This window comes from Azorhizobium sp. AG788, from assembly GCF_943371865.1.
Taxonomy (GTDB): domain Bacteria; phylum Pseudomonadota; class Alphaproteobacteria; order Rhizobiales; family Xanthobacteraceae; genus Azorhizobium.
Map to the genome: position 1 here is coordinate 28,816 of NZ_CALRWL010000018.1, position 23,250 is coordinate 52,065.

Sequence of the window (23,250 nt, forward strand, 5' to 3'; positions counted from 1 at the left end):
TTATCCCCCGATCAACGAAGGATCACCCCATGGCGTCCGAGACGACCGCCAATCTGGCGCTGCCGTATCTGGCGGCGGCGCAGGCGCAGAAGCATGTCACCCATAATGAGGCCCTGCGGCAGCTGGATGCCCTTGTGCACTTGAGGCTCGAAAGCGTCACCACCACCGCGCCGCCATCCGCGCCTGCGGAAGGCGGGCGCTGGCATGTGCCGGCGGGTGCCACCGGCGCTTTCGCCGGCCGTGCGGGCATGATCGCCGCCTATGAAAGCGGGGCCTGGGATTTCCTCCCCTGCGCCGCCGGTTTCCTCGCCTATATCGTCGATGAGCGGCGCCTGGCTCTGTTCGACGGCACCGGGGCCTGGGTCTCGCCTTTGGCCGCGAGCCCGCACCGGGGCATGGTATCGGCGCGGGTGCTGGAGCAGGACGTCTATCTGTTCGGCGCCAGTGTGGGCACCACCATCGCCATTCCCAATCGCGCGGTGGTGCTGGGGGTCTCCACCCGCACCCTGGAGACCATCAGCGGCGCCAGCGCCTACACTTGCGGGACGGCGTCCGAGCCGAGCAAGTTCGGCGGTTCGCTGGGGGTGGGCGCGGGCAACACCAATTCCGGCGTCATCGGCCCGACCGCTTATTATGCGGAGACCCCGATCCTGCTCAGCGCCATGGGGGGTGCCTTCACCGGCGGCATGGTGCGGGTGGCGATCCATGTGCTGGTCTGCGACGTGCCCACGGTGGAGCCGGTCGCGCCCTATGCCTTCATGCGGCCCGAGGCGGCGGCGGTGGTGGCGCGCATGGTCAGCGCGCCGTCCACCTCGCGAAAATGGCTGGCGGACCGGCTGGTGGACACGCTCATGAGCGCAGGCGTGTGGGCGAAGCTCGATGCGCTCTATGTCCTGGCGGCGCCCGATGCCCAGGCGGCGCGGCTGAACTGGATCAGCGCCAGCTATGGCCTGACCGAGGTCAACAGTCCGGCCTTCACCGCCAATCGCGGCTATACCAGCGACGGCGCGACGTCTTATTTGCGCACCGGCTATATTCCGGGCGCCGGCACAATGTTCCAGCAGAACAACGCGAGTTTTGGTGTCTATATCGGCCAGAACGGCCGGCGCGGATTGGCCATGGGGGCGCTCTCCCTGCCGGACTATCGCGGCGGTCACATCGCCCGCTATGCGCCGGAGGACGGCGGCTATTGCGCGTGTCAGCTGAATGAGACCGGCATCACCTCGGTGGCCCACTACACCGTTTTTCTGGATGCGGGCCTGGTGGCGGCATCGCGGGCGGACGCCGCGTCGGTTGTCCGGTACAAGGATGGGGTGACGGTGGAAGTGGGGGCGCGCGCCTCGCAGGCACCACCCAATCTGGAATTCTACCTGCTGGCGGTGAACGTCGGCTCACCGCTGGTGAACGGCACCGATCGCATCGCCGCGGCATTCATGGGCGGGGCGCTGACGGCGGTGGAGATGGGCGCGCTCCATGCCGCCCTCCAGACCTATCTTGCAGCCGTGGGAGCCTGACATGGCCGATCGCTTCCTGATCCTGACCGCCGCCCAGGCGGAGCCTCTCCGCGGCCCCACCACGCAGGGGGCCGCGCTCTGGCCCTTGGCGCTGGCGGATGGGGTGCGCTTCGTGCTGCCGGTGGCGGTGCTGGAGGACCCGGCGCACCACGCCCGGCACGCGGAGCTCGCGCTGCTGCCGGTGGCCGAGGTGCCGCCGCAGGACTTTCGTGCCATGCCGATGCCCGGCGCCTGAGGACGCCCGCGCGCAGCTAGAACATCTGCCGCCAGATGGGGCAGTGCCGCTGTGAATTGTGGAACGACACGTCGGTCAGTCCCAGCCCGGAGTAATAGTGGCAGATGAGTTCGTTGCCGCTATGCGTACGCCAGTACAGCAGGCCAAGTGAATTGGCATGCAGGTAAAAGACGAACGTCAATACTGCCAGGGTCAGGGCCAGGAATAACCCGCCCAACGCCCGCTCCATCGCATCGCCCCACTACATGTCGGCCGCCGCGGCCATGCCCCGTTCCGGACCAATGGCCGGATTCGGCGCGCCATTCTTTCTACCACACATAGGAGACGTCCATGGCTGCGTCCAGCTTTGAGGCTGCGCTCGCGCGCGTCCTCGGCCACGAGGGAGGCTATTCCAACCATCCCGCCGACCCCGGCGGACCCACCATGCAGGGGGTGATCCAGCGGGTTTACGACGGCTATCGCACGCGGCATGGACAGCCGTTGCGCCCGGTGCGGCAGATTGAGCGGGGCGAACTGATCGCCATCTACCGCAGCCAGTATTGGGACGCGGTGCGGGGCGACGATCTGCCCGCCGGCCTCGATTATGTGGTGTTCGACGGCGCGGTGAATTCCGGGCCGGGACAGGCGGCCAAATGGCTCCAGCGCGCCCTGGGGCTGCCCGCCGATGGGCAGGTGGGGGCCGTGACCCTGGCGGCGGCGGCGCGGTGCGCCGACCTGGGCGCCATGGTGGATGACATCTGTGATCGTCGCCTGGCCATGCTGAAGCGGCTGACCACCTGGCCGGTGTTCGGTGCCGGCTGGGGGCGGCGGGTGGCGGAAGTGCGCCGCATCGGCCACGCCTGGGCGCAGTCTGGGGCCGTGCCCGTCGCCGAGGATGCCGCCATGGTGCCGGTCCGGGGGATGGAGGCAGGTGCGCGCCCCGCCGGCGGCAGCGCGAAGGCGCCCTTGGCCAGCGCGCGGCCGGCGCCACGGCCGGACGCGGCGACCGGTGCGGCCGCGGGCGGTGTCCTCGCCTCGGCCACCGGCGAGGCGGCCCGCCAACTGGAGCCCCTGACGGGGGCCTCGCCCACCATCGCGCTCGTGTTCACCGGCCTGACGGTGCTGGGCGTTCTGGTCACGCTGGCGGCGCTGGGGGCGGTGTGGTGGGGCGAGCATCGGCGCCGCCAGCGTGCCGACGCTTTGGATCTCGCCCCGGCGCCGGCGCCGGCGGGGAGCGCGTCGTGAGCGCGCTTGGCCTGTGGCTGGCCTATGGGGTGCCGTGGTGGCTCTGGGCGGGCCTTGCCGGGGCCGCGGTGCTGGCTCTGGCGCGGGTGCTGGGCGTGCGCGTGGCGCTGGCGGCAGCGGCGCTCGCCGCCGTCCTGCTGGCCTATCGCCGCGGCGCCCAGGCGGGATGGACGGATCGGCAGGCAAAAGGAGAGCGCGATGCCCAAGCTGCGGTGGATCAGGCGGATGCGGCGCGCCGCGCTGCTGAGCATGACGCTGACGACCCTGGCCGGCTGCGCCACAGCGACGGATGGCGGCGGGACTGAGGTGTTTTGCCGGGCCGCCAGGCCATTGCGCTGGTCCGTGGCGGATACGGACGAGACCATTCGCCAGGCCAAGGCGCACAATGCGGTGGGGCGGACCCTGTGCCATTGGCGCTGAACCGCAGGGCGCCCAGGGCTCGACCGGGGGCCAACGGTGATTTGTGGCGCCAAGGCCACTGACACGGACGCGCGGCTCTGGCATGGTTGGCGCAAGTCGGGGGACGCGGGGTGGGGACGAAACGTGCGTTTGCTGGTGATCGAAGACGACCCGGATCTGAACCGGCAGTTGGTGAATGCATTGGGGGAAGCCGGCTACGCGGTTGACCGCGCGTTCGACGGCGAAGAAGGCCATTTCCTCGGCGACAGCGAGCCCTATGACGCGGTGGTGCTGGACATCGGCTTGCCCAAGCTGGACGGGATCTCGGTGCTGGAGCATTGGCGGCGGGCGGGGCGCACCATGCCGGTGCTGATTCTCACCGCCCGCGATCGCTGGAGCGACAAGGTCCAGGGGTTCGACGCCGGGGCGGACGACTATGTGGCCAAGCCGTTCCATATGGAGGAAGTCCTGGCGCGGCTGCGGGCGCTGCTGCGCCGGGCCAGCGGCCACGCCTCCAGCGAACTCACCTGCGGGCCGGTGCGGCTCGATACCCGCTCCGGCCGGGTTTCCGTGGGCGGAACCCTGGTGAAGCTCACCAGCCATGAATACCGGCTGCTGTCCTATCTCATGCACCATGCCGGGCGGGTGGTCTCCCGCGCCGAACTGGTGGAGCATCTCTACGAGCAGGACTTCGACCGGGATTCCAACACCATCGAAGTGTTCGTGGGGCGGCTGCGCAAGAAGATCGATTGCGACGTGATCCAGACCGTGCGGGGGCTCGGTTATCTGCTGACATCGCCAGAGCCGCTGCGATGAGGGACGGTGTCCGGCGGTGCGGTCTCCGGGGGCGGGCCCCGCGCCCGTCATGAACCTGCCGCGCGCTCCAGGTTCGCTGGCGTTTCGCTTGTTTCTGTCCGCCGTGGTGGTGACCGCGCTGATCCTGCTGGTGGTCGGCGTGGTGCTGTCGTCCATGTATCGCGCCGGGGCGGAGCGGGCGTTCGACCGCCGGCTGGACATCTATCTGAAGACCATCGTCGGCGGCCTTGCCAGCACCGCGGGAACCGCGGGGGCGGGCGCGGTGGCGGAGCCGCAGGGGCTGACCGACCCGCTGTTCGTGTTTCCGTTTTCCGGCTGGTATTGGCAGATGACCCGGCTGGATGTGGCCAAGCCGGCGATCCGCCGCTCGCGCTCGTTGCCCGAGGGTGGCCTGCCGACCCTGGAATCCCTGGGCGTCGAGGAACGCCCCGGCGGCGTCCGCGAAGGCTATGCCCCCGGGCCCGACAACCAGAATTTGCGCCTGGTGGAGCGGCTGCTGGATCTGGGGCAGGATGGGCGTTACCTTATTACCGTTGCCGGTGACGCCTCCGAGATCGAGGAAGAGATCACCAATTTCAATCTGGCGCTGGTGGGCACCTTCGGCGTCCTGGGCTTGGCCTTTCTCTTGACCGTGGTGTTCCAGGTGCGGTTCGGCCTGAAGCCGCTAGGCCGCATTTCCGAGGCGCTGGCGGCGGTGCGGTCGGGCAAGGCCGAGCGGCTGGAGGGGAAATATCCGGAGGAAATCGCCCCGCTGGTCAGCGAAGTGAACGCGCTGATCGACGCCAACAAGGAGATCGTCGAGCGCTCGCGCACCCATGTGGGCAACCTCGCCCACGCGCTGAAGACCCCGCTTTCGGTGCTGCTGAACGAGGCCGGCACCCGCGACGATCCCCTCGCGGTGCGGGTGCGCGATCAGGCGGAGATTATGCGCGATCAGGTGGGCCATCATCTGGAGCGTGCGCGCATGGCTGCCCGCGTCTCGCTGGTGGGCACCGTGTGCGAGATCGGCCCGATCGTGACCGGATTGGCGCGCACCATGGAGAAGATCCATCGCACCAAGGACCTGGCCATCGACCTGGAGGTGGCCAATGAGGACATCCGGTTTCGCGGCGAGCGCCACGATCTGGAGGAGATGATCGGCAATCTGATCGACAATGCCTGCAAATGGGCGGCGGGGCGGGTTCAGGTCAAGGTGTCCCTCGATCCGCCGCGCGGCCCCAGCGAGCGGGTGTTCTTCCGGGTGATGATCGATGACGACGGCCCCGGCCTCACCCCCGGCAAGCGGGCGGAGGTGGGCCGGCGCGGGCGGCGGCTGGACGAATCCAAGCCCGGCTCCGGCCTCGGCCTGTCCATCGTCCATGAATTGGCGGCGCTGTACGGCGGCCGGTTCGAAATGAACACCGCGCCGCTCGGCGGGCTGCGCACCGAACTGGTCCTGCCGGCGGCATGAGCGCGGTCATCGTCCATGCGTCGCGCCGATCCGCCCCGTGCCCGGCGTCAGCCGCGCAGCAGATCGCCGGGTGGGGGCTCATCGTGCCGCGTGCACTGAGCCTCCTTTTCGCCTAAATGTCCGGTTCTGTCGCCGGAAGCGATCCGCTTCCGATAAGGAAACAGCACGCGAAGGCTGATGGTATGAACGCGCCCAAGCTCCTCTGTGTCCTGCTTGCTGCCGCCGCGGTGGCGGCATGCACCAGTGACCCAAGCGCCGGACCGAAGGTCGTCGCAGGGGCCACCGCTGGCTCAATGACCAGCGCGCTGACCGGCGCCGGGGGATCGGCCGGTGTCGCCACGGGCGCGCCGGTGAGCGGGCTGGTGGGCGGGGTGATCGGCGGTGGGCTGGACGAGCAGGATCGTCAGCGGGCCTATGCGGCGGAAATGAAGGCGCTGGAATATGGCGGTCCCGGCACCCCGGTGGGATGGCGCGGGGAGAGCGGCGCCTATGGCACGGTCATCGCCGGCCCGGCTTATGCCCGGCCCGGAAATCCGCAGTGTCGCGATTATTCCCATACCATTTACATCCAGGGCAAGCCGCAGAATGCCCGCGGCATCTCCTGCCGCAATGCGGATGGCACCTGGGTGTCGGTAAACTGAGCCCACCGCGGCGGGATGCTGGCAACGGTCGGAATCTGGCATCCTCTGATACCATTTGGAGGCCGGCAGGGAATGACGGGTGCGTGAGCCCCTGCGGCGCGGCGCCGCCGCGACCGAAAGCATCCTTTGCTTTTGCCCTTGCCTCCGCTAACCGCAGGGAACCATGACCTCCATTCCGCTCTTCGTCGCGTTCGCGCTGATGACCGCCGCCGCGGTGATGGCGGTGCTGTGGCCGCTGAGCCGGCAGCGTGCGCGGCGCAATGCGCGCGACGCCGATGTGGCGGTCTATCGCGACCAACTGGCGGAAATCGTCCGTGACCAGGCCGCCGGTCGCCTGCCGGCGGAGCAGGCGGAGGCCGCGCGCATCGAGGTCGGCCGGCGCATCCTGGCCGCGGACGCCCTGTCGTCCGCGCCGGGTCCGTCCATCGACAGCGGCACCGTGCGGCGGCGCTGGGCCGCCATCGGTGTGTTGCTGTTCGTGCCCGTGCTCGGTGCCGGGCTCTATGTCTATGTCGGTTCTCCCGCGCTGCCCGGTGCGCCGCTGGCGGAGCGCCTCAAGGCGCCGCCGGATGCCAATGATGTCGCCATCCTGGTGCGCCGGGTGGAGGAGCATCTGGCCAGCAATCCCAATGACGGCCAGGGCTATGAGATTCTCGCCCCGGTCTATGCCCGCATGGGCCGCATGGATGATGCCGCGCGCGCCTACCGGCAGGCGATCCGCATTCTCGGCCCCAGCGTCGAGCGCGAGGCGGCCCTGGGCGAAGTCCTCACCGCCGGCGCCGATGGCATGGTGACCCAGGAAGCCGCCAAGGCCTTCACCGCCGCGGTGACGCTGGACCCACACACGGTCAAGGCCCGCTATTTCCTCGGCCTTGCGGCGGAGCAGGATGGCCGGCGCGCGGATGCGGTGGCCATCTGGGGGCAGATGCTTCAGGAGGCCCCGGCCGGCGCACCCTGGCGCCCCATGCTGGAAGCGGCCCTGGCGCGGCTGGGCGTCGCGCCGGCCTCCCCGCCGACGGTCTCGGCCACCTCGCCGCGCCTTGCGCCTGCGAGCCCGCAAGCCCCTGGTCCCACCGCGCAGGACGTGGCCGCCGCCGCCGGGCAGAGCCCGCAGGAGCGCTCCGCCATGATCGCAGGCATGGTCTCGCGGCTGGAAGAGCGGCTGGCGGCCGATCCCAAGGATCTGGACGGCTGGTTGCGTCTGGCCCGCGCCTGGAGTGTTCTGGGCGACAAGGCCAAGGCCACGGCGGCGCTGCAATCGGCGCGTACGGCTTTTGCCGGCGATGATGACGCCGCCCGCCGCATCGACGCGGCGCGCACCGAACTCGGGCTGGGAGGCGAATAGTCGTGACGCGCAAAAGCCGCCGCCTCGTCCTGATCGGTGCCGGATTGAGTGTGCTGGCGCTCGCCGCCGGGCTGATCCTGACCGCCCTCAACGACACCATCGTCTTCTTCCGCACCCCCACGGAGATCGCCCAGAAGCAGATCGCCCCGGGCGGGCGGGTGCGCCTCGGCGGACTGGTGGAGCCGGGCAGTGTCGAGAAGACCGGCGCCGCGGTGCGGTTTGCCGTCACCGACGGCAACCATCAGGTGATCGTGGCCTATCGCGGCCTGCTGCCGGACCTGTTCCGGGAAGGGCAGGGCGTGGTGGCCGAAGGCGTGCTGCAGATGGACGGCACGGTTTCCGCCGACAGCGTGCTGGCCAAGCATGACGAGCGCTACATGCCCCGCGAGGTGGCCGATGCGCTGAAGAAGTCCGGCCACTGGAAGGAAGGCGAGCCCGGCGGACCGGTGCCGCAGCAGAGCGTTCCCGCCACCCCGAAGCCGGCGCCGTCCGGCGCGGCGGTGCCGTCCTCCATCCTGCCCGCGGCGACGCCCGCCTCCGCCTCCTCCCGGAGCCCCGCCCCATGATCGCGGAACTCGGCCAATATGCGCTGATCCTCGCCCTTGCCCTGGCTCTGGTGCAGATGGTGGTGCCCGCCTGGGGCGCGGCCAAGGACGACGCGGTTCTCATGGGCGTGGCCGCGCCGGTGGCGCTGGCGGTGCTGGGGTTCGTCACCTTCGCCTTCGGCGCGCTGGTGGCGGTCTATGTCACCTCCGATTTCTCGGTGGTGAATGTGGTGGAGAATTCCCACTCGCAGATGCCGCTCGTCTACAAGATCACCAGCACCTGGGGGAACCATGAGGGTTCCATGATGCTGTGGGTGTTCGTGCTGGCGGTGTTCGCCGGCATGGTGGCGCTGTTCGGCAGCAACCTGCCCGATCGCCTCAAGGCCAATGCGCTGGCCGTGCAGGGCGCCATCGCCAGTGCGTTCCTGGGCTTCATCCTGCTCACGTCTAATCCGTTCCTGCGCATGATCCCCGCCCCGGCGGAAGGGCGCGATCTCAATCCGGTGCTGCAGGATCCCGGCCTCGCCATTCATCCGCCGCTGCTCTATCTCGGCTATGTGGGCCTCTCCATCGCCTTCTCCTTCGCCATGGCGGCGCTGATCGAGGGGCGGATCGATGCCGCCTGGGCGCGCTGGGTGCGGCCCTGGACCCTGGCCGCCTGGCTGTTCCTGACCCTGGGCATCGCCATGGGCTCCTACTGGGCCTATTACGAGCTGGGCTGGGGCGGCTGGTGGTTCTGGGACCCGGTGGAAAACGCCTCGCTGATGCCGTGGCTGGCCGCCACCGCCTTGCTGCATTCCGCCGTGGTGATGGAAAAGCGCGACGCGCTGAAGATCTGGACCATCCTGCTGGCGATCCTCGCCTTCTCTTTGTCGCTGATCGGCACCTTCCTGGTGCGCTCGGGCGTGCTGACCTCGGTGCACGCGTTCGCCAGCGATCCCACCCGCGGCGTGTTCATCCTGGGCATTCTCACTTTGTTCATCGGCGGCGGGCTGCTGATGTTCGCGCTGCGCGCGGGTGAACTGCGCCAGGGCGGCCTGTTCGCGCCGGTGTCGCGCGAGGGCGCGCTGGTGTTCAACAATCTGTTCCTCACCGCCGCCACCGCCTCGGTGTTCGTGGGCACGCTCTATCCGCTGGCGCTGGAAGCGCTCACCGACGCCAAGATCACGGTGGGCCCGCCCTTCTTCAACCTCACCTTCGGCGGGCTGATGCTGCCCTTGGTGTTCGCCATGCCGTTCGGCCCGCTCTTGGCCTGGAAGCGGGGCGATCTGCTGGGTGTGGCGCAGCGCCTGACCCTGGCCGCCGGTTTCGCGGTGATCGCGGGCGTGGTCACGGCGGCGGCGGAAGGCGGGCCGGTGCTGGCGGCTGTGGCCATCGGGCTTGCGGTGTTCATCATGGCCGGCGCCCTCACCGACATTGTGGAGCGCGCGGGCATCGGCCGGGTTTCGGCGCCGGTGGCCTGGGCACGCTTGCGCGGTCTGCCGCGCTCCACCTTCGGCACGGCGGTGGCGCATTTCGGCGTGGGGGTGTGCCTGATCGGCATCGTCTCCGAGACCACCTGGAGCCTGGAGCGCATCGCTTCGGTGAAGCTGGGCGACACCATTACCATCGGCACCCGGGACCTGACCTTCGCCCGCATCGAGAATCGCGCGGGAGCCAATTTCACCGCCCGCACGGCGATCTTCGAAATCCGCTCCGGCGGCCTGTCGCAGGGCACGGTGGAAGCCTCACGGCGGATGTTCGCTGCCCGGCAGATGGCCACCACCGAATCCGGCATCCGCACCTTCGGTTTCAGCCAGCTCTATCTCTCCATGGGCGAGGAAGAGACCAACGGCGCGGTTTCCGTGCGCGTCACCTGGAAGCCCCTTGTGACGCTGATCTGGCTCGGCGCCGTGGTGATGGCCCTGGGCGGCGGCCTCTCTTTGGCGGATCGCCGGTTGCGGGTGGGGGCGCCGAAGCCGGCGCGCCGCCGTGCAGCCGCGCCGGTCGCGGCGGAGTAGGGCCGTGGGCATTTTCAACATCATCCGACGCGTGACGGCGCCCCTGCTTGTGGGCGTGGCGCTGCTGCTGTCGGTCCCAGCCCATGCGGTGCTTCCGGACGAGGTGCTCCCGGACCCCAAGCTGGAGGCCCGCGCCCGCGAGCTGTCGCAGGAATTGCGCTGCATGGTCTGCCAGAACCAGTCCATCGACGACAGCGATGCGCCGCTGGCCCGCGATCTGCGCCTGCTGGTGCGCGACCGTCTTAAGGCCGGTGACAGCGACAGCCAAGTGCTGGCTTTCCTGGTGGCGCGTTATGGCGAGTTCGTGCTGATGCGTCCGGTGTTCTCCTGGCGCAACGCTCTCCTCTGGGGCACGCCGGCGATCGTGCTGCTGCTGGGCGGTGGCGCGGCGGTGGTCGCATGGCGCCGTCGGCGCACCGATGCAAAGGAACTCACGGCTCTGACGCCGGAAGAAGAGGCGCGGGTCCAGACGCTCCTGGCCGGCCAGCCCGATCCGGGTGGCCGCGACGGCGCTTAAGGCGACCGGCTCGCTCCGCCGGCTACCGTTTCCGCTCACGCAGCCGTGACGCGCCTTACAAAACGGTAACTCTGCCGCCAGGGGCCTGTAAGGCGGCAAGGCCTAGTTTCTCTCTCAAGCCGGCCCGCAAGGGCGGTCGCACACCAGAGAGAGATGCACAGCGCATGACCCGCTCCACGAATTTCCCTTCTTTGACGAAGCGCCGTCGGACCGCCCTGCTGGCGGGCGTTGTCGGCTTGGCGGTTGCAGGCGTGGCGGTCGGCCAGTTCGGCTACCCGAGCACTCCCGCCTTTGCCCAGACCAACCAGGCGCCGGTGTCCCCCGCGCTGTCCGCCAGCACCTTCTCCTTCGCCGACATCGTGCAGAAGGTTTCGCCCGCCGTGGTTTCGGTGAAGGTGAAGAAGGACGGCGCCCAGCAGATGGCCATGGGCGGCGACGAGGGCATGGGCGGCGACGTGCCCCCGCAGATCGAGCGCTTCCTGAAGCGCTTCGGCTTCGAGAACGGTCCCGGTGGCATGCAGGGCCAGATGCCCCAGCGCGCACCGCGTGGTGAGCCCGGCCAGCGTCGGGTCGTGGGCCAGGGCTCCGGCTTCATCATCTCCGCCGACGGCTATGTGGTCACCAACAACCATGTGGTGGACGGCGCCTCCGAGGTGGACGTGACCCTCACCGACGGCAAGGAATACACCGCCAAGGTCATCGGCGCGGATTCCCGCACCGACGTGGCCCTGCTGAAGATCGACGGCAAGACCGACCTGCCGTGGGTGAAGCTGTCCGATACCGTGCCGCGGGTCGGCGACTGGGTGATCGCGGTGGGCAATCCCTTCGGCCTCGGCGGCACGGTGACCGCCGGCATCGTCTCGGCCCGTGGCCGCGACATCGGCTCCGGTCCCTATGACGACTTCGTGCAGATCGACGCGCCGATCAACCGGGGCAATTCCGGTGGACCGACCTTCGACCTCTCGGGCAACGTCATCGGCATGAACACCGCCATCGTGTCGCCCTCCGGCGGCAATGTGGGCATCGCCTTCGCCATCCCCTCCGAGACGGTGAAGACGGTGGTGGACCAGCTGCGCCAGTCGGGCTCGGTGGCGCGGGGCTACATCGGCGTCCAGATCCAGCCGGTGACCGATGACCTCGCCTCCGGTCTCGGCCTCAGCTCTGCCGACGGTGCGCTGGTGGCGCAGGTGCAGCCGGACACCCCAGGTGCCAAGGCCGGCCTGAAGAGCGGTGACGTGGTCACCAAGCTCAATGGCGAGCCGATCAAGGATGCCCGCGACCTCAGCCGCAAGATCGGCATGATGAAGCCGGGCACCAGCGTTGCCCTCGCCGTGATGCGTGACGGCAAGGCCATGAACCTGGACGTGAAGCTGGAGCAGCTTCCCGGCGAGCAGCAGACCGCGAGCCTCAATGACAATGGCGCTCCCGGCCATGACGTGCCCCGCCTCGGGCTGCAACTGGCTCCGGCCAAGAGCGTGAAGGGTGCCGGCGCCGACGGCGTGGTGGTCACCGAAGTGGATCCCAACGGACCGGCTGCCGCCCGTGGCATCCGCTCCGGCGACGTGATCCTGGATGTGGGCGGCAAGGCCGTCTCCAGCCCGGCGGATGTGCGCGACGGCCTTGCCGCTGCCAAGACCGAGAACCGCAAGGCGGTGCTCATGCGGGTGAAGGGTGAGCAGGGCGTGCGCTTCGTCGCCATCGCCATCGACCCCAAGGCCCGCGGCTGAACCGAGCGGTAGAAAGCGTCCCGCGCCTTGCGGCGCGGGCCGCCCTCAAGGGTTCCGGTGGGTGTCCCAGGTCGGCGCGTAAAGCGTATGCGGATCGGGATGCCGGCCAGATGGTGCGCCGTGCGCGGGGGAACCGCGGCGCGCCCCCCGATCGGGTAAGCGGCTTCACCGCGGCTGCCCGATCGGGAGACTTTTTCATTGGTGCCGAAGCGGTACCTTCCGTCGCCGCAAACGCCGCCAACGCCCGATCGGCGCGGAAAGCACAGCTTCCCGCGCCGTTCCAGGTTCCGTCGCGGGGAATGTCCCTACAACCTGATGCGCTGGGCGCAGATCGTGGGCTAGAGTGTCATGAACCCGAATCTTGAAACGGACTTCAGCCTCTCCATGCGACTGCTCCTCGTCGAGGATGACCACGACGCGGCGGATTATCTGCGCAAGGCCTTTCGTGAGGCCGGCCACGTGGTGGATCACGCCGCCGACGGCGAAGACGGCCTCGCCCACGCGCTCGACGGCAAATACGACGTGATGGTGGTCGACCGCATGCTGCCGATCCGCGACGGCCTGTCGCTGGTGGCGGAATTGCGCGGTCGCGGCGATGCCACGCCGGTCTTGATCCTCTCCGCTTTGGGGCAGGTGGATGACCGGGTGGTGGGCTTGCGCGCCGGTGGCGACGACTATCTGCCCAAGCCCTATGCCTTCACCGAATTGCTGGCGCGGGTGGAAGCGCTGTCCCGGCGCGGCGCGCCGCAGGCGGCGGAGACCGTCTACCGGGTCGGCGATCTGGAACTGGACCGGCTGGCGCACCGGGTGACGCGGGCGGGCAAGGACATTCCCTTGCAGCCGCGGGAGTTCCGGCTGATGGAATATCTCATGCGCCACGCCGGGCAGGTGGTGACCCGCACCATGCTGCTGGAAAACGTCTGGGACTATCACTTCGACCCGCAGACCAATGTGATCGACGTGCATGTGTCGCGGCTGCGCTCGAAGATCGACAAGGGGTTTGACGTGCCCCTGATCCATACGGTGCGGGGCGCCGGCTATATGGTCCGGGTGGGAATGCGCTGACATGGCCCGCGGTGTGATGGCCGGCGCTGAGACCAGCGGTCCTGCGGCGGTGGGGAAACCCGCGCTGATGCGGGCCTGCCGGCCATGACGTTCGCGCAGCGACTGAAATTCAAGCGCAACCCCAAGATCAGGCGCAATCTCTCCCGCCTCGTCCGCACCACCGGCTTCAAGCTGCTGGCGGTCTATCTGCTGGTGTTCGCGGTCTTTGCGGTCTCGATGATCGCCTATGTGGCCTGGCATACCAGCCAGTTGATCGAGAGCCAGGTCTCGGAGAAGGTGGAAGCGGAGGTGCGCTTCCTGGCCGATCAGTACCGCGTCGGCGGCGTGCAGCGCCTGGTGCTGGTGATCGACCGGCGCACGCGCCGCCCCGGCTCCTCCATCTATCTTCTGACCAATTATGCCGGCGAAGTGCTGGCGTCCAACGTCTCCGAACTGCCCATCGGCCTTCTCGACCAGCCGGGCACCCGCGTGACCGCCTATCGCCGCTCCGACGAGCCGGGGGCCAAGGAGAACCTCGCTTTCGTCGAGGTGTTCATGCTGCCCGGCGGCTATCGCCTGCTGGTGGGCCGGGACATCGAGGATCGCGATACCTTGCGCCAATTGGTGGTGCGCCCGGCGCAGGTGGCGCTGGTGCTCATCCTCATCATGGGATTGGCCGGCGGCATCTTCGTCACCCGGCGGGTGCTGAAGCGCATCGATTCCATGACCGCCACCTCGGAAACCATCATGGCGGGCGACCTCACCGGGCGCCTGACGGTGGATGGCTCGGGGGATGAGTTCGACCGGCTGGCCGGCAGCCTCAACACCATGCTGGAGCGCATCGAGGCGCTGATGGCCGGGTTGAAGGAAGTCTCGGACAACATCGCCCACGATCTGAAGACCCCGCTCACCCGCCTGCGCAACCGGGCCGAGGAAGCACTGCGCGGGGCCACCTCCGAGGAGGAATGGCGCCGGGCGCTGGAGACCACCATCGAGGAGAGCGACGGCCTCATCCGCACCTTCGATGCGCTGCTGATGATCGCCCGGGCAGAGGCGGGCCAGGCGCGCGACAGCATGGTGGATGTGGATCTGGCCGACATCACGGAGAATGTGGCCGAGCTCTATGAGCCGCTGGCCGACGAGCAGGGGCTCGATCTGGTCACAGAGATCGTCCCCATGAGCATTCACGGCATGCGCGAATTGCTGGCGCAGGCGCTCTCCAATTTGATCGACAACGCCATCAAATATGGCCGCCCGGCGGATGGCGCCCGCGGGCTGATCCGCGTGACCTTGGTGCGCGACGGCGCGTTCGCCGTACTTGAGGTCACCGACAGCGGACCGGGCATCGCCGATGGCGACCGCGACCGGGTGGTGGAACGGTTCGTGCGGCTGGAGGCCAGCCGCTCGCGGCCCGGCTCAGGCCTCGGGCTGGCGCTGGTGTCGGCGGTGGCGCGGTTGCACGGAGGGCAGCTGAGCTTTTCCGATGCGGGACCGGGCCTGCGTGCGACCTTGCGCCTGCCGGCCAAGGCGCCCTGAGCGCCGGCGAACAACTTCCCTCATAGTTGAAGTGGCTTAGACCCATTGCCGGCGTCATAAGAAAAGCAAATTCAACCCCGGCTTTCGCGGTTCGTTGCCGCCAATGGGCTTGCGCAGCGCCCGTGCGTCGTGCCTTTAAGGCAGGCAATGACAGCTACGGTCGCACCGGATTCGTCACTCTGGCCCGATCTCGCATCCGCGATGCGGGAGATGCCGGTCATTGCCGACGTGGATATGGCCAAGATCAAGCTGGCCCACGCGCTGGAGCGGTTGGAGACGGATCGCCGGCAGGTGCTGGAGGCGGCGTTCGCCGCGCATCCGGTGGCCCATGGGGTCGTGCTCGCCATTGCGGAAAACGCGCCCTTTCTTCTGGACGTGATCCGCCGCGAGCCGGAGCGGCTGCTGCGGGCGCTGGCTGCCGATCCCCGCGAGCGTATCGCCGCGCTGGTGGCCGACGCCCGTGCCGCCGTGCGAACCGCGCCGGATGAGGCGGGCGCCATGCGCGCCCTGCGCCGCATGCGCAACGAGGCGGCGCTGGTGATCGCCTTGGCGGACATCGGTGGCGTGCTGCCCCTGATGGCCGTGACCACGGCTCTGACCGCCATCGCCGACACCGCCATTTCGTGCGGGCTGGATTTCCTGCTGCGCGAGGCCGCAGCGGCCGGGCGGCTGGAAATCGCCGATCTCGATGCGCCAGGCATCGGCTGTGGGCTCGCGGTCATCGCCATGGGCAAGCACGGCGCCGGCGAACTGAACTACTCCAGCGATGTGGACCTTGTGGTGGTCTATGATCGCGATGTGGCGCCGCTGGCCACCGGCATGGAGGCGGCACCGGTCTATGTGCGCTTGACCAAGGCATTGGTGCGCCTGCTGCAGGAGCGCACCGAGGACGGCTATGTGCTGCGGGTGGATCTGCGCCTGCGCCCCGATCCCGGCTCCACGCAGGTGGCGCTCTCCACCGCCGCGGCGCTGGCCTATTACGAACGGGAAGGGGCGACCTGGGAGCGGGCGGCCTATATCAAGGCGCGGCCGATGGCCGGGGATCTTGTTGTGGGACGGGCGTTCCTGGCCGATCTGGTGCCGTTCGTCTGGCGGCGGGTGCTGGACTATCAGGCCATCGCCGACGTGCATGCCATGAAGCGCGAGATCCATGCCTTCCGCGGCCACGATGTGGTGGCGGTGGAGGGGCACAATGTGAAGCTCGGGCGCGGCGGCATCCGCGAGGTGGAGTTCTTCGTCCAGACCCAGCAACTCATTGCCGGCGGGCGGGATCCCGGCCTGCGCTCGCCGCGCACCCTTGAGGCGCTGGATACCCTGGTGGCGGACCGCTGGATCGCTCCGGAGGTGCGGGACGATCTGGCCGAGGCCTATGTGTTCCTGCGCCGGGTCGAGCACCGCCTGCAAATGGTCGCCGATGCGCAGACCCATTCCCTGCCCGAGCAGCGCCCGGCGCTGGAGGCCTTTGCCCATTTCATGGGCTATGCTGACCGCGACACCTTTGCCGCCGCGCTGGTGGAGCGCCTCCAGCGGGTGCAGCGGCACTATGCGCAACTGTTCGAGGACAATGCGCCGCCGGCCTTCCTGCATGGCGAACTGACCTTTCCCATCGAGACGGACGACCGCGCCACTTTGGCCACCCTGGCGCGCCTGGGCTTCCGCGAGCCGGTGGCCGCCAGCCGCACGGTGCGGTCCTGGATGGCCAGCAAGCCGCGCGTGCTGCGCAATGATGCGGCGCGGGCGCACCTCGCCAAGATCGTGCCGCTGCTGCTGGAGCAGCTCTCCCACGGCGGCGATCCCGACGGCGCCCTCCAGGCCATGGACAGCTTCCTGTGCGAGCTGCCGGGGCCGCATCTGCTGGCGGCGCTGGAGCACAATCCGGATCTGGTGCGCCTGCTGGCCACCATCGTCAGCGCGGCCCCGCGCCTCGGGGAAACCCTGGCCCGGCGTCCCTCCCTGGCGGATGCGCTGCTGGACCCCGCCTTTTTCGACGTGCTGCCCGACCAGCCGGCGCTGGAGACGCGTCTCAACGAGCTTCTGGATGCCGCTGGCAGCGATGAGGAGCAACTGGATCGCGCACGGCGGTTTCGCCAGGAGCAGCACGTGCTGATCGGCGTGCGGATCGCCTCCGGCACGTTGCCGGCGGCGCGGGCGGGCGAGGCCTATGCCCGGCTGGCGGAAGTCATCATCCGGGCGCTGCACGCCCGCGTCTGGGCGCGGTTCCAGGAGGCCCACGGCACCATCGCCGGGGCTGAGACCGCGGTGCTGTCCATGGGCAAGCTGGGCAGCCGGGAGATGACCGCAGGTTCCGACCTCGACCTGATCCTGCTTTATGATTTCGACCCGGAAGCCGAGCCCAACTCCAATGGACCGCGCCCGCTCCAGGGGGCGCATTACTTTGCCCGGTTCACCCAGCGGCTGGTGAGTGCGCTCACCAGCCTGACCAATGCCGGCAAGCTCTATGACGTGGACCTGCGCCTGCGTCCGTCCGGCCGCGCCGGCCCGGTGGCCACGCGGCTGGGGTCATTCGAGGCCTACCAGCGCACCGAGGCCTGGACCTGGGAGCATATGGCCCTGACCCGCGCCCGGATCATCTCCGCCAGCCCCGCCTTTGCCGCGCGGGTGGAGGCGGTGATCCTCCAGGTCCTGGCGCGCCCCCGCGACCCGCGTCGTATTGCCGGCGACATTCTCGACATGCGCCGCGCCATCGCCGCGGAAAAGGGCGAGGGCGATCGCTGGAACCTGAAGCACGCCGCCGGCGGGCAGGTGGACGTGGAGTTTCTGGCGCAATATCTGGTTCTGGTGCACGCGGTACGCCATCCGGAGATCGTGGACACCGCCACCGCGCGCATCTTGGCGGTGGCCGGCTGGCTGGAACTGCTGCCGCCCGAGGATACCCAGGCCCTGTCCGACGCCTGCCGCCTCTATCAGGATCTCACCCAGGTGCTGCGTCTGGCCATCGACCGCCCATTCGTGCCGGCGGAGGCCAGCCCGGCGCTCAAGGCCCTGCTGGCGCGCGCCGGCGAACTGCCGGACTTCGCCACCCTGGATGCGCATCTGACGGAGACCCAGGTGCGGGTGCGGGCGATCTTCGAGCGGGTGCTGGAAGCCGCCGCGGACTGATCGGGCGCGCGGCGCTGCGCTCGCCGGCTTCAAGCAGAGTTTACCCCCCTGGCCCGCCCATGCGGAGCCATTGCGGGGCAGCGGCGTTTAACATCCATCGTCTGACCCATCCGGCTTCAGAGCGGGTCCGTTCCGCATCAAAGGCCGGCGGAGGAAACACCCATGGATATCCTCACTCAATCAATGCCCGCATCGGCGCGCACCGCCTTCAGCCGACGCACCGCGCTGGCGCTGGGCGCTGCCGCCGTGGCCGGGGCGGTGCTCAAGCCGCATGTGGCCCGCGCGGCCGTGCCGTTCGCATTTCCGCCGCTGCCTTATGCGGAGGATGCGCTGGTGCCCACCATTTCCGCGCGCACCGTGGGCCTGCATTATGGCAAGCACCACAAGGGCTATTACGACAAGCTGAACCTGCTGGCGGGGGGCACGCCCTATGCGGACATGAAGCTTCCGGAGGTGATCGTGGCCGCCCGCAAGGCCAATGACGCGGACATCTTCAACAACGCCGCCCAAGCCTGGAACCACGATCTGTACTGGGCCTCGTTCAAGGCCGGCCCGGCCGCCCCCACCGGCGCGTTTGCCCAGGCGGTGGAGAAGGACTTCCAGTCCCTCGCTATGCTTCAGCGCAAGATGGTGGAGCAGGGCGACAAGGTGTTCGGCACGGGCTGGGTCTGGTTGGTTCGCGATGGCAGCAGCCTCGCCATCGTCGGGCTGAAGGATGCGGCGAACCCCTTGCCCGACGGCAAGACGGTGCTGCTGGGCATCGATGTGTGGGAGCACGCTTACTATCTGGACTATGAAAACCGCCGTACCGCCCATGTGGAGGCGGTGCTCAAGGACCGCGTCAACTGGCAGGTGGTGAGCGAACGCTGGGGCTGAGCGGCCTGAGACGAACGCTATGGATGGGGGGAGGAGCCGCCCCGCAAACGGCTCCTCCCCGAACAGCCGCCCAAGGGGAAGGGCGGCTGAACCGGCCTCGTTCCCGAGGGTCAGAGGCCGATATCGTCCAGCCGGCGGCCGGTGGTCTCGATGCGCAAACGCCAGGTGACGAATGCACCCAGCAGCGAGGTCATGACCAGCATATAAAGCAGGTTCTGCGTGCCAAGTGTGCTGAGCAGGATCGGGAACAGGAAAGCGGTGGTGACGGCGCCCACTTTGCCGAAGGCGGCGGCAAAGCCTGCCCCGAGGCCGCGAATGTGGGTGGGAAACACTTCGCCCGCCAGCAGATAGGTCTGGGCATTGGGTCCGAGGTTGCACATGAAGTTGAACAGCATGAAGCCGGCGTAGATCAAAAGGGTCTGCGCCGCGCCGGTGAAGTCCGCATAAAAGGACGCCAGCAGGAGCCCCGCGGCACAGCCGATGAAGCCGAATACCTGGAGCGGAATGCGGCCGAGCTTGTCCGCCAGGAACACCGCGGCGATCATGCCGACGATCAGCAGAAGATCGATGAAGGCCGCCCCCTTGGCGGCAAGCATGTCGTTGGCGATCAAGGCGGTGATATTGTGCGGGCTGGCCGCGACCCGCTCGCCGATGGTGGCGGCCAGGATGGTCGGGGTGAAGATGCCGATGCCATAGGTGCCCAGATCCTGGAGGAACCAGGGGATGGAGGCCAGCAAAGTGGCGCGCAGGTTCTTGGGGCGGAACAGCACCAGCAGATGCGCCTCCGGCCGGGGCGCGCCCTCCACATGGCGCGACTTCAGATGCACATGCTTGGGATAGTGCGGGTGGCGTCGCAGCAGCTTGCGGATGGCGTGCTCGGCTTCGGCCACCTTGCCCTTGGACAACAGCCAGTGGCTGCTCTCGGTGATGAAGAAGCGCCCGGCCAGCACCAAAGCGGCGGGAATGATCGCGGTGGCGTACATCACCCGCCACGCACTGAGCGTCGGGTCGAAGGTCATCACCAGATAGCCCACCGCCGTGCCGGTGAGGGCGCCCAGCGACTGGAAGGCGAACGCTCCCAGCACCAGCCGCCCCCGCGCCGAACTGGGAATGCTCTCGGAAATGACCAGATGCGCGGTGGGATAGTCGCAGCCCAGCGCCAGCCCGACGCCGAACAGGAACACCAGCATCCAACCGAAGGTCGGCGCCGCCGCCAGCAGCGCCAGGAACAGCATGAACAGCGCCATTTCGAACACGAACATGGGCTTGCGGCCGAACTGATCCGCCAGCCCGCCCAGGGTCAGTGCGCCGATCAGAATGCCGAACAAGGTCGCCGCACTCACCAGCCCGTGCTGCAGCGGCGTCATGCCGAATTCCGCGCCCATGAGCGGCAGGGCCACGCCGGTCATGAACACCACCAGCCCCTCGAAGAACTTCCCGGCGGCGGCCAGCCCCCAGATGCGCCATTGCATGGCGGTCATGGGCGCTGAGGGGAGGTCGGTGCCGTCGCGCCAGACCGGCGTCTCGTCCAGATAATCCTGGACCGAGCGCACGTCCGGCTGAAGCGCCCCGACCGCGGTGGTTTCGCTCTGAACTCGCATCACGCCCTACTCCCCCACCAGCGTCGGACACTTGCCTTCGGTCCGTGAAGGTAATGTGACGGTTCGGGTGCACCCCTGGTCGGTTCGCCGCGCCTCGGCTATGACCAAGCCTAAGCAGGTTGGAGGCTGGCATGACGAAGGCAGTGTGGACCACGGGGCGCGCCGTTGCGGGAACGGTGGCATTCGGTCTTCTCGCGGCGGGGTGCCAGGCGCCCGGGCCCAGTTGGGGAACCGGCGTCGTGAAGGAAAGCGACGCCTTCGGCTATTACGAATCGATCGTCAACGTGCCGGTGCCCACCGGGACGCCACGCTCGTTCCAGTGCAACGGTCCGTTCGCGCCCAACACCAGCGACGTGACCATGAAGGGCATCTTCGGCCAGAGCAACGTCGTGACCTCCACGGACGTCCTCCAGCCGGATGGAAGCGTTGGCCCCGGGAGCGTGCTGCTGCCCAATGACCCCAAGCTGCGGGTGGCCGTCGCCTGGGCCGACGGGTTCGGCTACACCGGACCGACCCGCGCCAACTTCAGCGAAGAGACCGCGTGGAGCGTCTCCGGCATCGGCATCGGCGCCAGCCTCGCCGACCTGGAAAAGGCCAATGGCAAGCCGTTCCGGCTGGTGGGCTTCGGCGGCACCGGCGGTGGCGTGATCACCGATTGGCAGGGCGGCGCCCTGAGCGGTCTGGCCGGAGGCTGCAACCTCAATGTGCAATTGGCCATATCCGCTCTGGCTCCGGCCTCGGCGCAGGCCAAGGTCGTGGGGCCGAAGGTCTTTTTGTCCAGCGACCGCAACGTGCGCGCGTTGAAGCCCACGGTGGGCAAGTTCTGGGTTTTGTATAACTGAGTGTCGGCAAATCCCGGTCGCCTGGGGCCAAGCGGCCCCGGCGACCGGAATAAGGTACCGAACTCTGCCCACTGAATTTTGCATCCCCCCGGCCGGGGACGACTTCCCGGCGGCTGCCGTCCCCGCATAGACTCTCCCGGTGGCATCCCAGCTGGAGCAGGACCATGGGCCGGACTCCCAATTCTCGTGTCGTCGCCGCCTTTCTTCTCGGCCTGGCCTGCGCGTGGGGCGGGCAGGCGCTGCTGGAGAGCCGGGCGATGGCCAATCAGCCGTTCATGGAAGCCGCTCTCGCCTCCCTGCGAGCCGCGCGCGCCAATCTGATCCAGGCGGAGCCCAACAAGGGCGGCCATCGCGATCGCGCCATCGAACTGGTCAATGGCGCCATCGCCCAGACCGAAGCGGGAATCGCCTTCGCCGCGCAGTGAGAAGGGGCGTGCTCGCGGTGCCGCGGTTGCATCCGCGGTGCCGGACGCCATGATGCCGCCTCTGGGCCATGGCGTGGTGATGTGCACCCTGGGCCGTTCGCGCGGCCGAAGGTATTTCGATGCCGGCATGCCGGTCCCTTGCGGCGAAATGTGAACCGGAGACAGGTATGGATTGGGTATCGTTCTGGGATGGTGCCCATTCCATCTATGTCAGTGACCGCCACAAGCAGGTGCACTACGCCCGCATCACGGCGGATATCACCGCCCTGGTGCCGCGGCCGGATGCCCGCGTGCTCGACTATGGCTGCGGCGAAGCGCTGGGGGCGCAGGACTTGTCCCGTTCCTGCGGGGCTCTGGCGTTGGCGGACGCTGCCCCCACCATCCGGGCCAAGCTCAAGCAGCGCTTTGCCGGTGAGGCCAAGATCTCCGTGCTTTCCCCCGAGGAGACGGCGGCGCTGCCGTCGGGCAGCATGGATGTGGTGATCGTCAATTCCCTGCTGCAATATCTGTCCCGGGCGGACCTCGTCGGGCTGCTGTCCGTCTGGCGGCGTCTGTTGGCGCCGGACGGGGCGCTGGTGATCGCCGATGTGATCCCGCCCGATGTGAGCGCCATACAGGATGCCACGGCCTTGCTGACATTTGCTGCTCGGGAAGGCTTCCTCATCGCCGCCTTCGTCGGGCTGGCCCGGACCGCTGTCTCCCCCTACCGCAAGCTGCGGGCAGACCTGGGCCTCTCCACCTATGCCGAGCCGGAGATCATGGCGCTGATTGCCGCAGCCGGATTTTCCGTGGAGCGCCTGCCCACCAATATCGGCCACAACCAGCGCCGCATGGCCTTCCGCGCCGTGCCCAGATAGCGCGACTCAGGCGACGGGACGGCGCGCGCCCGCCTTGTGGGCGAAGGCCCAGAGCCGGTAGGCGGTGAAGGTCCACACCAGCACGATGCCGCTCGTGAGGATCTGGGCAAACATGTAGTAGATCCCCAGCCAGTGGACGAAAAATTCCATCAGCAGGCCGGTCATGACGAAGGCGATGCCCGCCACCGCGGCGAAGCGGGGCAGGGCGCCCGCATGGGTCCGGGTTGATTCGAACGTGAATCGGCGATTGAGACTGTAGGAAATGACGCTGCCGACGATGAAACCGGCCAGGGAAGCCAGCACCGGCCCGGCCATCTGGAGTTCCACGAGGATGGCAAGGGTAATGAAATGGCAGACCGCCGCGCTCAACCCCACCCCAACGAAGGTGGCGAATTGCAACAGGAATGCACGGTGGCGCTGGACGAGGCGGGTGAGGGTGGCAAGCAAAGGGTAAGCTCCAACGCGACCATGAACTGTCGAGGCGTCTTCCGTCGCGGGCAATTATGGTCTAAGGAAGCCCAATCCGCATGCGGGAT

Annotated in this window: 22 protein-coding genes; 19 read left to right on the forward strand and 3 right to left on the reverse strand. The window is 68.4% G+C overall.

Annotation, left to right across the window (positions count from 1 at the left end; translation table 11 throughout):
- Positions 1-29 precede the first annotated feature (29 nt).
- Together AAG816_RS12570 and AAG816_RS12575 are read left to right on the forward strand one after the other, a co-directional pair.
- On the forward strand, positions 30-1,514 hold the full coding sequence (locus AAG816_RS12570; RefSeq protein WP_341989977.1) for a DUF2793 domain-containing protein: 1,485 nt from the start codon (positions 30-32) through the stop codon (positions 1,512-1,514).
- Between the two features lies 1 nt (position 1,515).
- Positions 1,516-1,749 carry a hypothetical protein gene (locus AAG816_RS12575; protein WP_341989978.1) on the forward strand — a complete coding sequence of 78 codons (234 nt, stop codon included), beginning with the start codon at positions 1,516-1,518 and terminating at the stop codon, positions 1,747-1,749.
- Positions 1,750-1,765: 16 nt separating this feature from the next.
- On the opposite strand, the gene AAG816_RS12580 is transcribed toward AAG816_RS12575, so the two are convergent.
- The gene (locus tag AAG816_RS12580; RefSeq protein WP_341989979.1) at positions 1,766-1,978 is read right to left on the reverse strand and encodes a hypothetical protein; all 213 of its coding nucleotides are present in this window, start codon (positions 1,976-1,978) and stop codon (positions 1,766-1,768) included.
- A 101-nt stretch (positions 1,979-2,079) separates the two neighbouring features.
- On the opposite strand from AAG816_RS12580, the gene AAG816_RS12585 reads away from it, so the two are divergent.
- From AAG816_RS12585 to AAG816_RS12650, 14 genes are all read left to right on the forward strand, one after another.
- Positions 2,080-2,973 carry a glycosyl hydrolase 108 family protein gene (locus AAG816_RS12585; protein ID WP_341989980.1) on the forward strand — a complete coding sequence of 298 codons (894 nt, stop codon included), beginning with the start codon at positions 2,080-2,082 and terminating at the stop codon, positions 2,971-2,973.
- Positions 2,970-3,278, forward strand: a complete 309-nt coding sequence (locus tag AAG816_RS12590) for a hypothetical protein (RefSeq protein WP_341989981.1) — start codon at positions 2,970-2,972, stop codon at positions 3,276-3,278. Before AAG816_RS12585 ends, AAG816_RS12590 begins: the two co-directional genes overlap by 4 nt.
- 238 nt (positions 3,279-3,516) lie before the next feature.
- Complete coding sequence (locus tag AAG816_RS12595; RefSeq protein WP_341989982.1) at positions 3,517-4,188, forward strand: response regulator transcription factor; 672 nt, start codon at positions 3,517-3,519, stop codon at positions 4,186-4,188.
- 49 nt (positions 4,189-4,237) lie between these two features.
- Positions 4,238-5,638 (forward strand): sensor histidine kinase, encoded by a 1,401-nt coding sequence (locus AAG816_RS12600; RefSeq protein WP_341989983.1) that lies wholly within the window; start codon positions 4,238-4,240, stop codon positions 5,636-5,638.
- Positions 5,639-5,931: 293 nt separating this feature from the next.
- The gene (locus AAG816_RS12605) at positions 5,932-6,279 is read left to right on the forward strand and encodes a hypothetical protein (RefSeq protein ID WP_341989984.1); all 348 of its coding nucleotides are present in this window, start codon (positions 5,932-5,934) and stop codon (positions 6,277-6,279) included.
- A 163-nt stretch (positions 6,280-6,442) separates the two neighbouring features.
- The gene (ccmI, locus tag AAG816_RS12610; protein WP_341989985.1) at positions 6,443-7,624 is read left to right on the forward strand and encodes a c-type cytochrome biogenesis protein CcmI; all 1,182 of its coding nucleotides are present in this window, start codon (positions 6,443-6,445) and stop codon (positions 7,622-7,624) included.
- Between the two features lie 2 nt (positions 7,625-7,626).
- Positions 7,627-8,190 carry a cytochrome c maturation protein CcmE gene (gene ccmE / locus AAG816_RS12615; protein ID WP_341989986.1) on the forward strand — a complete coding sequence of 188 codons (564 nt, stop codon included), beginning with the start codon at positions 7,627-7,629 and terminating at the stop codon, positions 8,188-8,190.
- On the forward strand, positions 8,187-10,169 hold the full coding sequence (locus AAG816_RS12620; protein ID WP_341989987.1) for a heme lyase CcmF/NrfE family subunit: 1,983 nt from the start codon (positions 8,187-8,189) through the stop codon (positions 10,167-10,169). Before ccmE ends, AAG816_RS12620 begins: the two co-directional genes overlap by 4 nt.
- A gap of 4 nt (positions 10,170-10,173) precedes the next feature.
- Positions 10,174-10,686 carry a cytochrome c-type biogenesis protein gene (locus AAG816_RS12625; protein WP_341989988.1) on the forward strand — a complete coding sequence of 171 codons (513 nt, stop codon included), beginning with the start codon at positions 10,174-10,176 and terminating at the stop codon, positions 10,684-10,686.
- Positions 10,687-10,850: 164 nt separating this feature from the next.
- Positions 10,851-12,413 carry a Do family serine endopeptidase gene (locus tag AAG816_RS12630; protein ID WP_341989989.1) on the forward strand — a complete coding sequence of 521 codons (1,563 nt, stop codon included), beginning with the start codon at positions 10,851-10,853 and terminating at the stop codon, positions 12,411-12,413.
- A 348-nt stretch (positions 12,414-12,761) separates the two neighbouring features.
- Positions 12,762-13,478 carry a response regulator transcription factor gene (locus AAG816_RS12635; RefSeq protein ID WP_341989990.1) on the forward strand — a complete coding sequence of 239 codons (717 nt, stop codon included), beginning with the start codon at positions 12,762-12,764 and terminating at the stop codon, positions 13,476-13,478.
- 84 nt (positions 13,479-13,562) lie between these two features.
- Entirely contained in the window at positions 13,563-14,993 is a 1,431-nt protein-coding gene (locus tag AAG816_RS12640) for an ATP-binding protein (RefSeq protein WP_341989991.1), read from the forward strand.
- A 147-nt stretch (positions 14,994-15,140) separates the two neighbouring features.
- Positions 15,141-18,113, forward strand: a complete 2,973-nt coding sequence (locus AAG816_RS12645) for a bifunctional [glutamine synthetase] adenylyltransferase/[glutamine synthetase]-adenylyl-L-tyrosine phosphorylase (protein WP_341989992.1) — start codon at positions 15,141-15,143, stop codon at positions 18,111-18,113.
- A gap of 162 nt (positions 18,114-18,275) precedes the next feature.
- Positions 18,276-18,989 (forward strand): superoxide dismutase, encoded by a 714-nt coding sequence (locus AAG816_RS12650; protein ID WP_341989993.1) that lies wholly within the window; start codon positions 18,276-18,278, stop codon positions 18,987-18,989.
- A 110-nt stretch (positions 18,990-19,099) separates the two neighbouring features.
- Here the strand turns inward: AAG816_RS12650 and AAG816_RS12655 are convergent, their stop codons facing one another.
- Positions 19,100-20,590, reverse strand: a complete 1,491-nt coding sequence (locus AAG816_RS12655; RefSeq protein WP_341989994.1) for an MFS transporter — start codon at positions 20,588-20,590, stop codon at positions 19,100-19,102.
- 131 nt (positions 20,591-20,721) lie between these two features.
- Here AAG816_RS12655 and AAG816_RS12660 point away from each other — a divergent pair, with 131 nt between their 5' ends.
- The 3 genes from AAG816_RS12660 (at position 20,722) to AAG816_RS12670 (ending at position 22,714) form a co-directional block, all read left to right on the forward strand.
- Entirely contained in the window at positions 20,722-21,432 is a 711-nt protein-coding gene (locus tag AAG816_RS12660) for a hypothetical protein (RefSeq protein WP_341989995.1), read from the forward strand.
- Between the two features lie 164 nt (positions 21,433-21,596).
- Complete coding sequence (locus AAG816_RS12665) at positions 21,597-21,857, forward strand: hypothetical protein (RefSeq protein WP_341989996.1); 261 nt, start codon at positions 21,597-21,599, stop codon at positions 21,855-21,857.
- Between the two features lie 167 nt (positions 21,858-22,024).
- Positions 22,025-22,714 (forward strand): methyltransferase domain-containing protein, encoded by a 690-nt coding sequence (locus tag AAG816_RS12670; RefSeq protein WP_341989997.1) that lies wholly within the window; start codon positions 22,025-22,027, stop codon positions 22,712-22,714.
- A gap of 6 nt (positions 22,715-22,720) precedes the next feature.
- Here the strand turns inward: AAG816_RS12670 and AAG816_RS12675 are convergent, their stop codons facing one another.
- Complete coding sequence (locus AAG816_RS12675) at positions 22,721-23,161, reverse strand: GtrA family protein (protein ID WP_341989998.1); 441 nt, start codon at positions 23,159-23,161, stop codon at positions 22,721-22,723.
- Between the last annotated feature and the right edge of the window lie 89 nt (positions 23,162-23,250).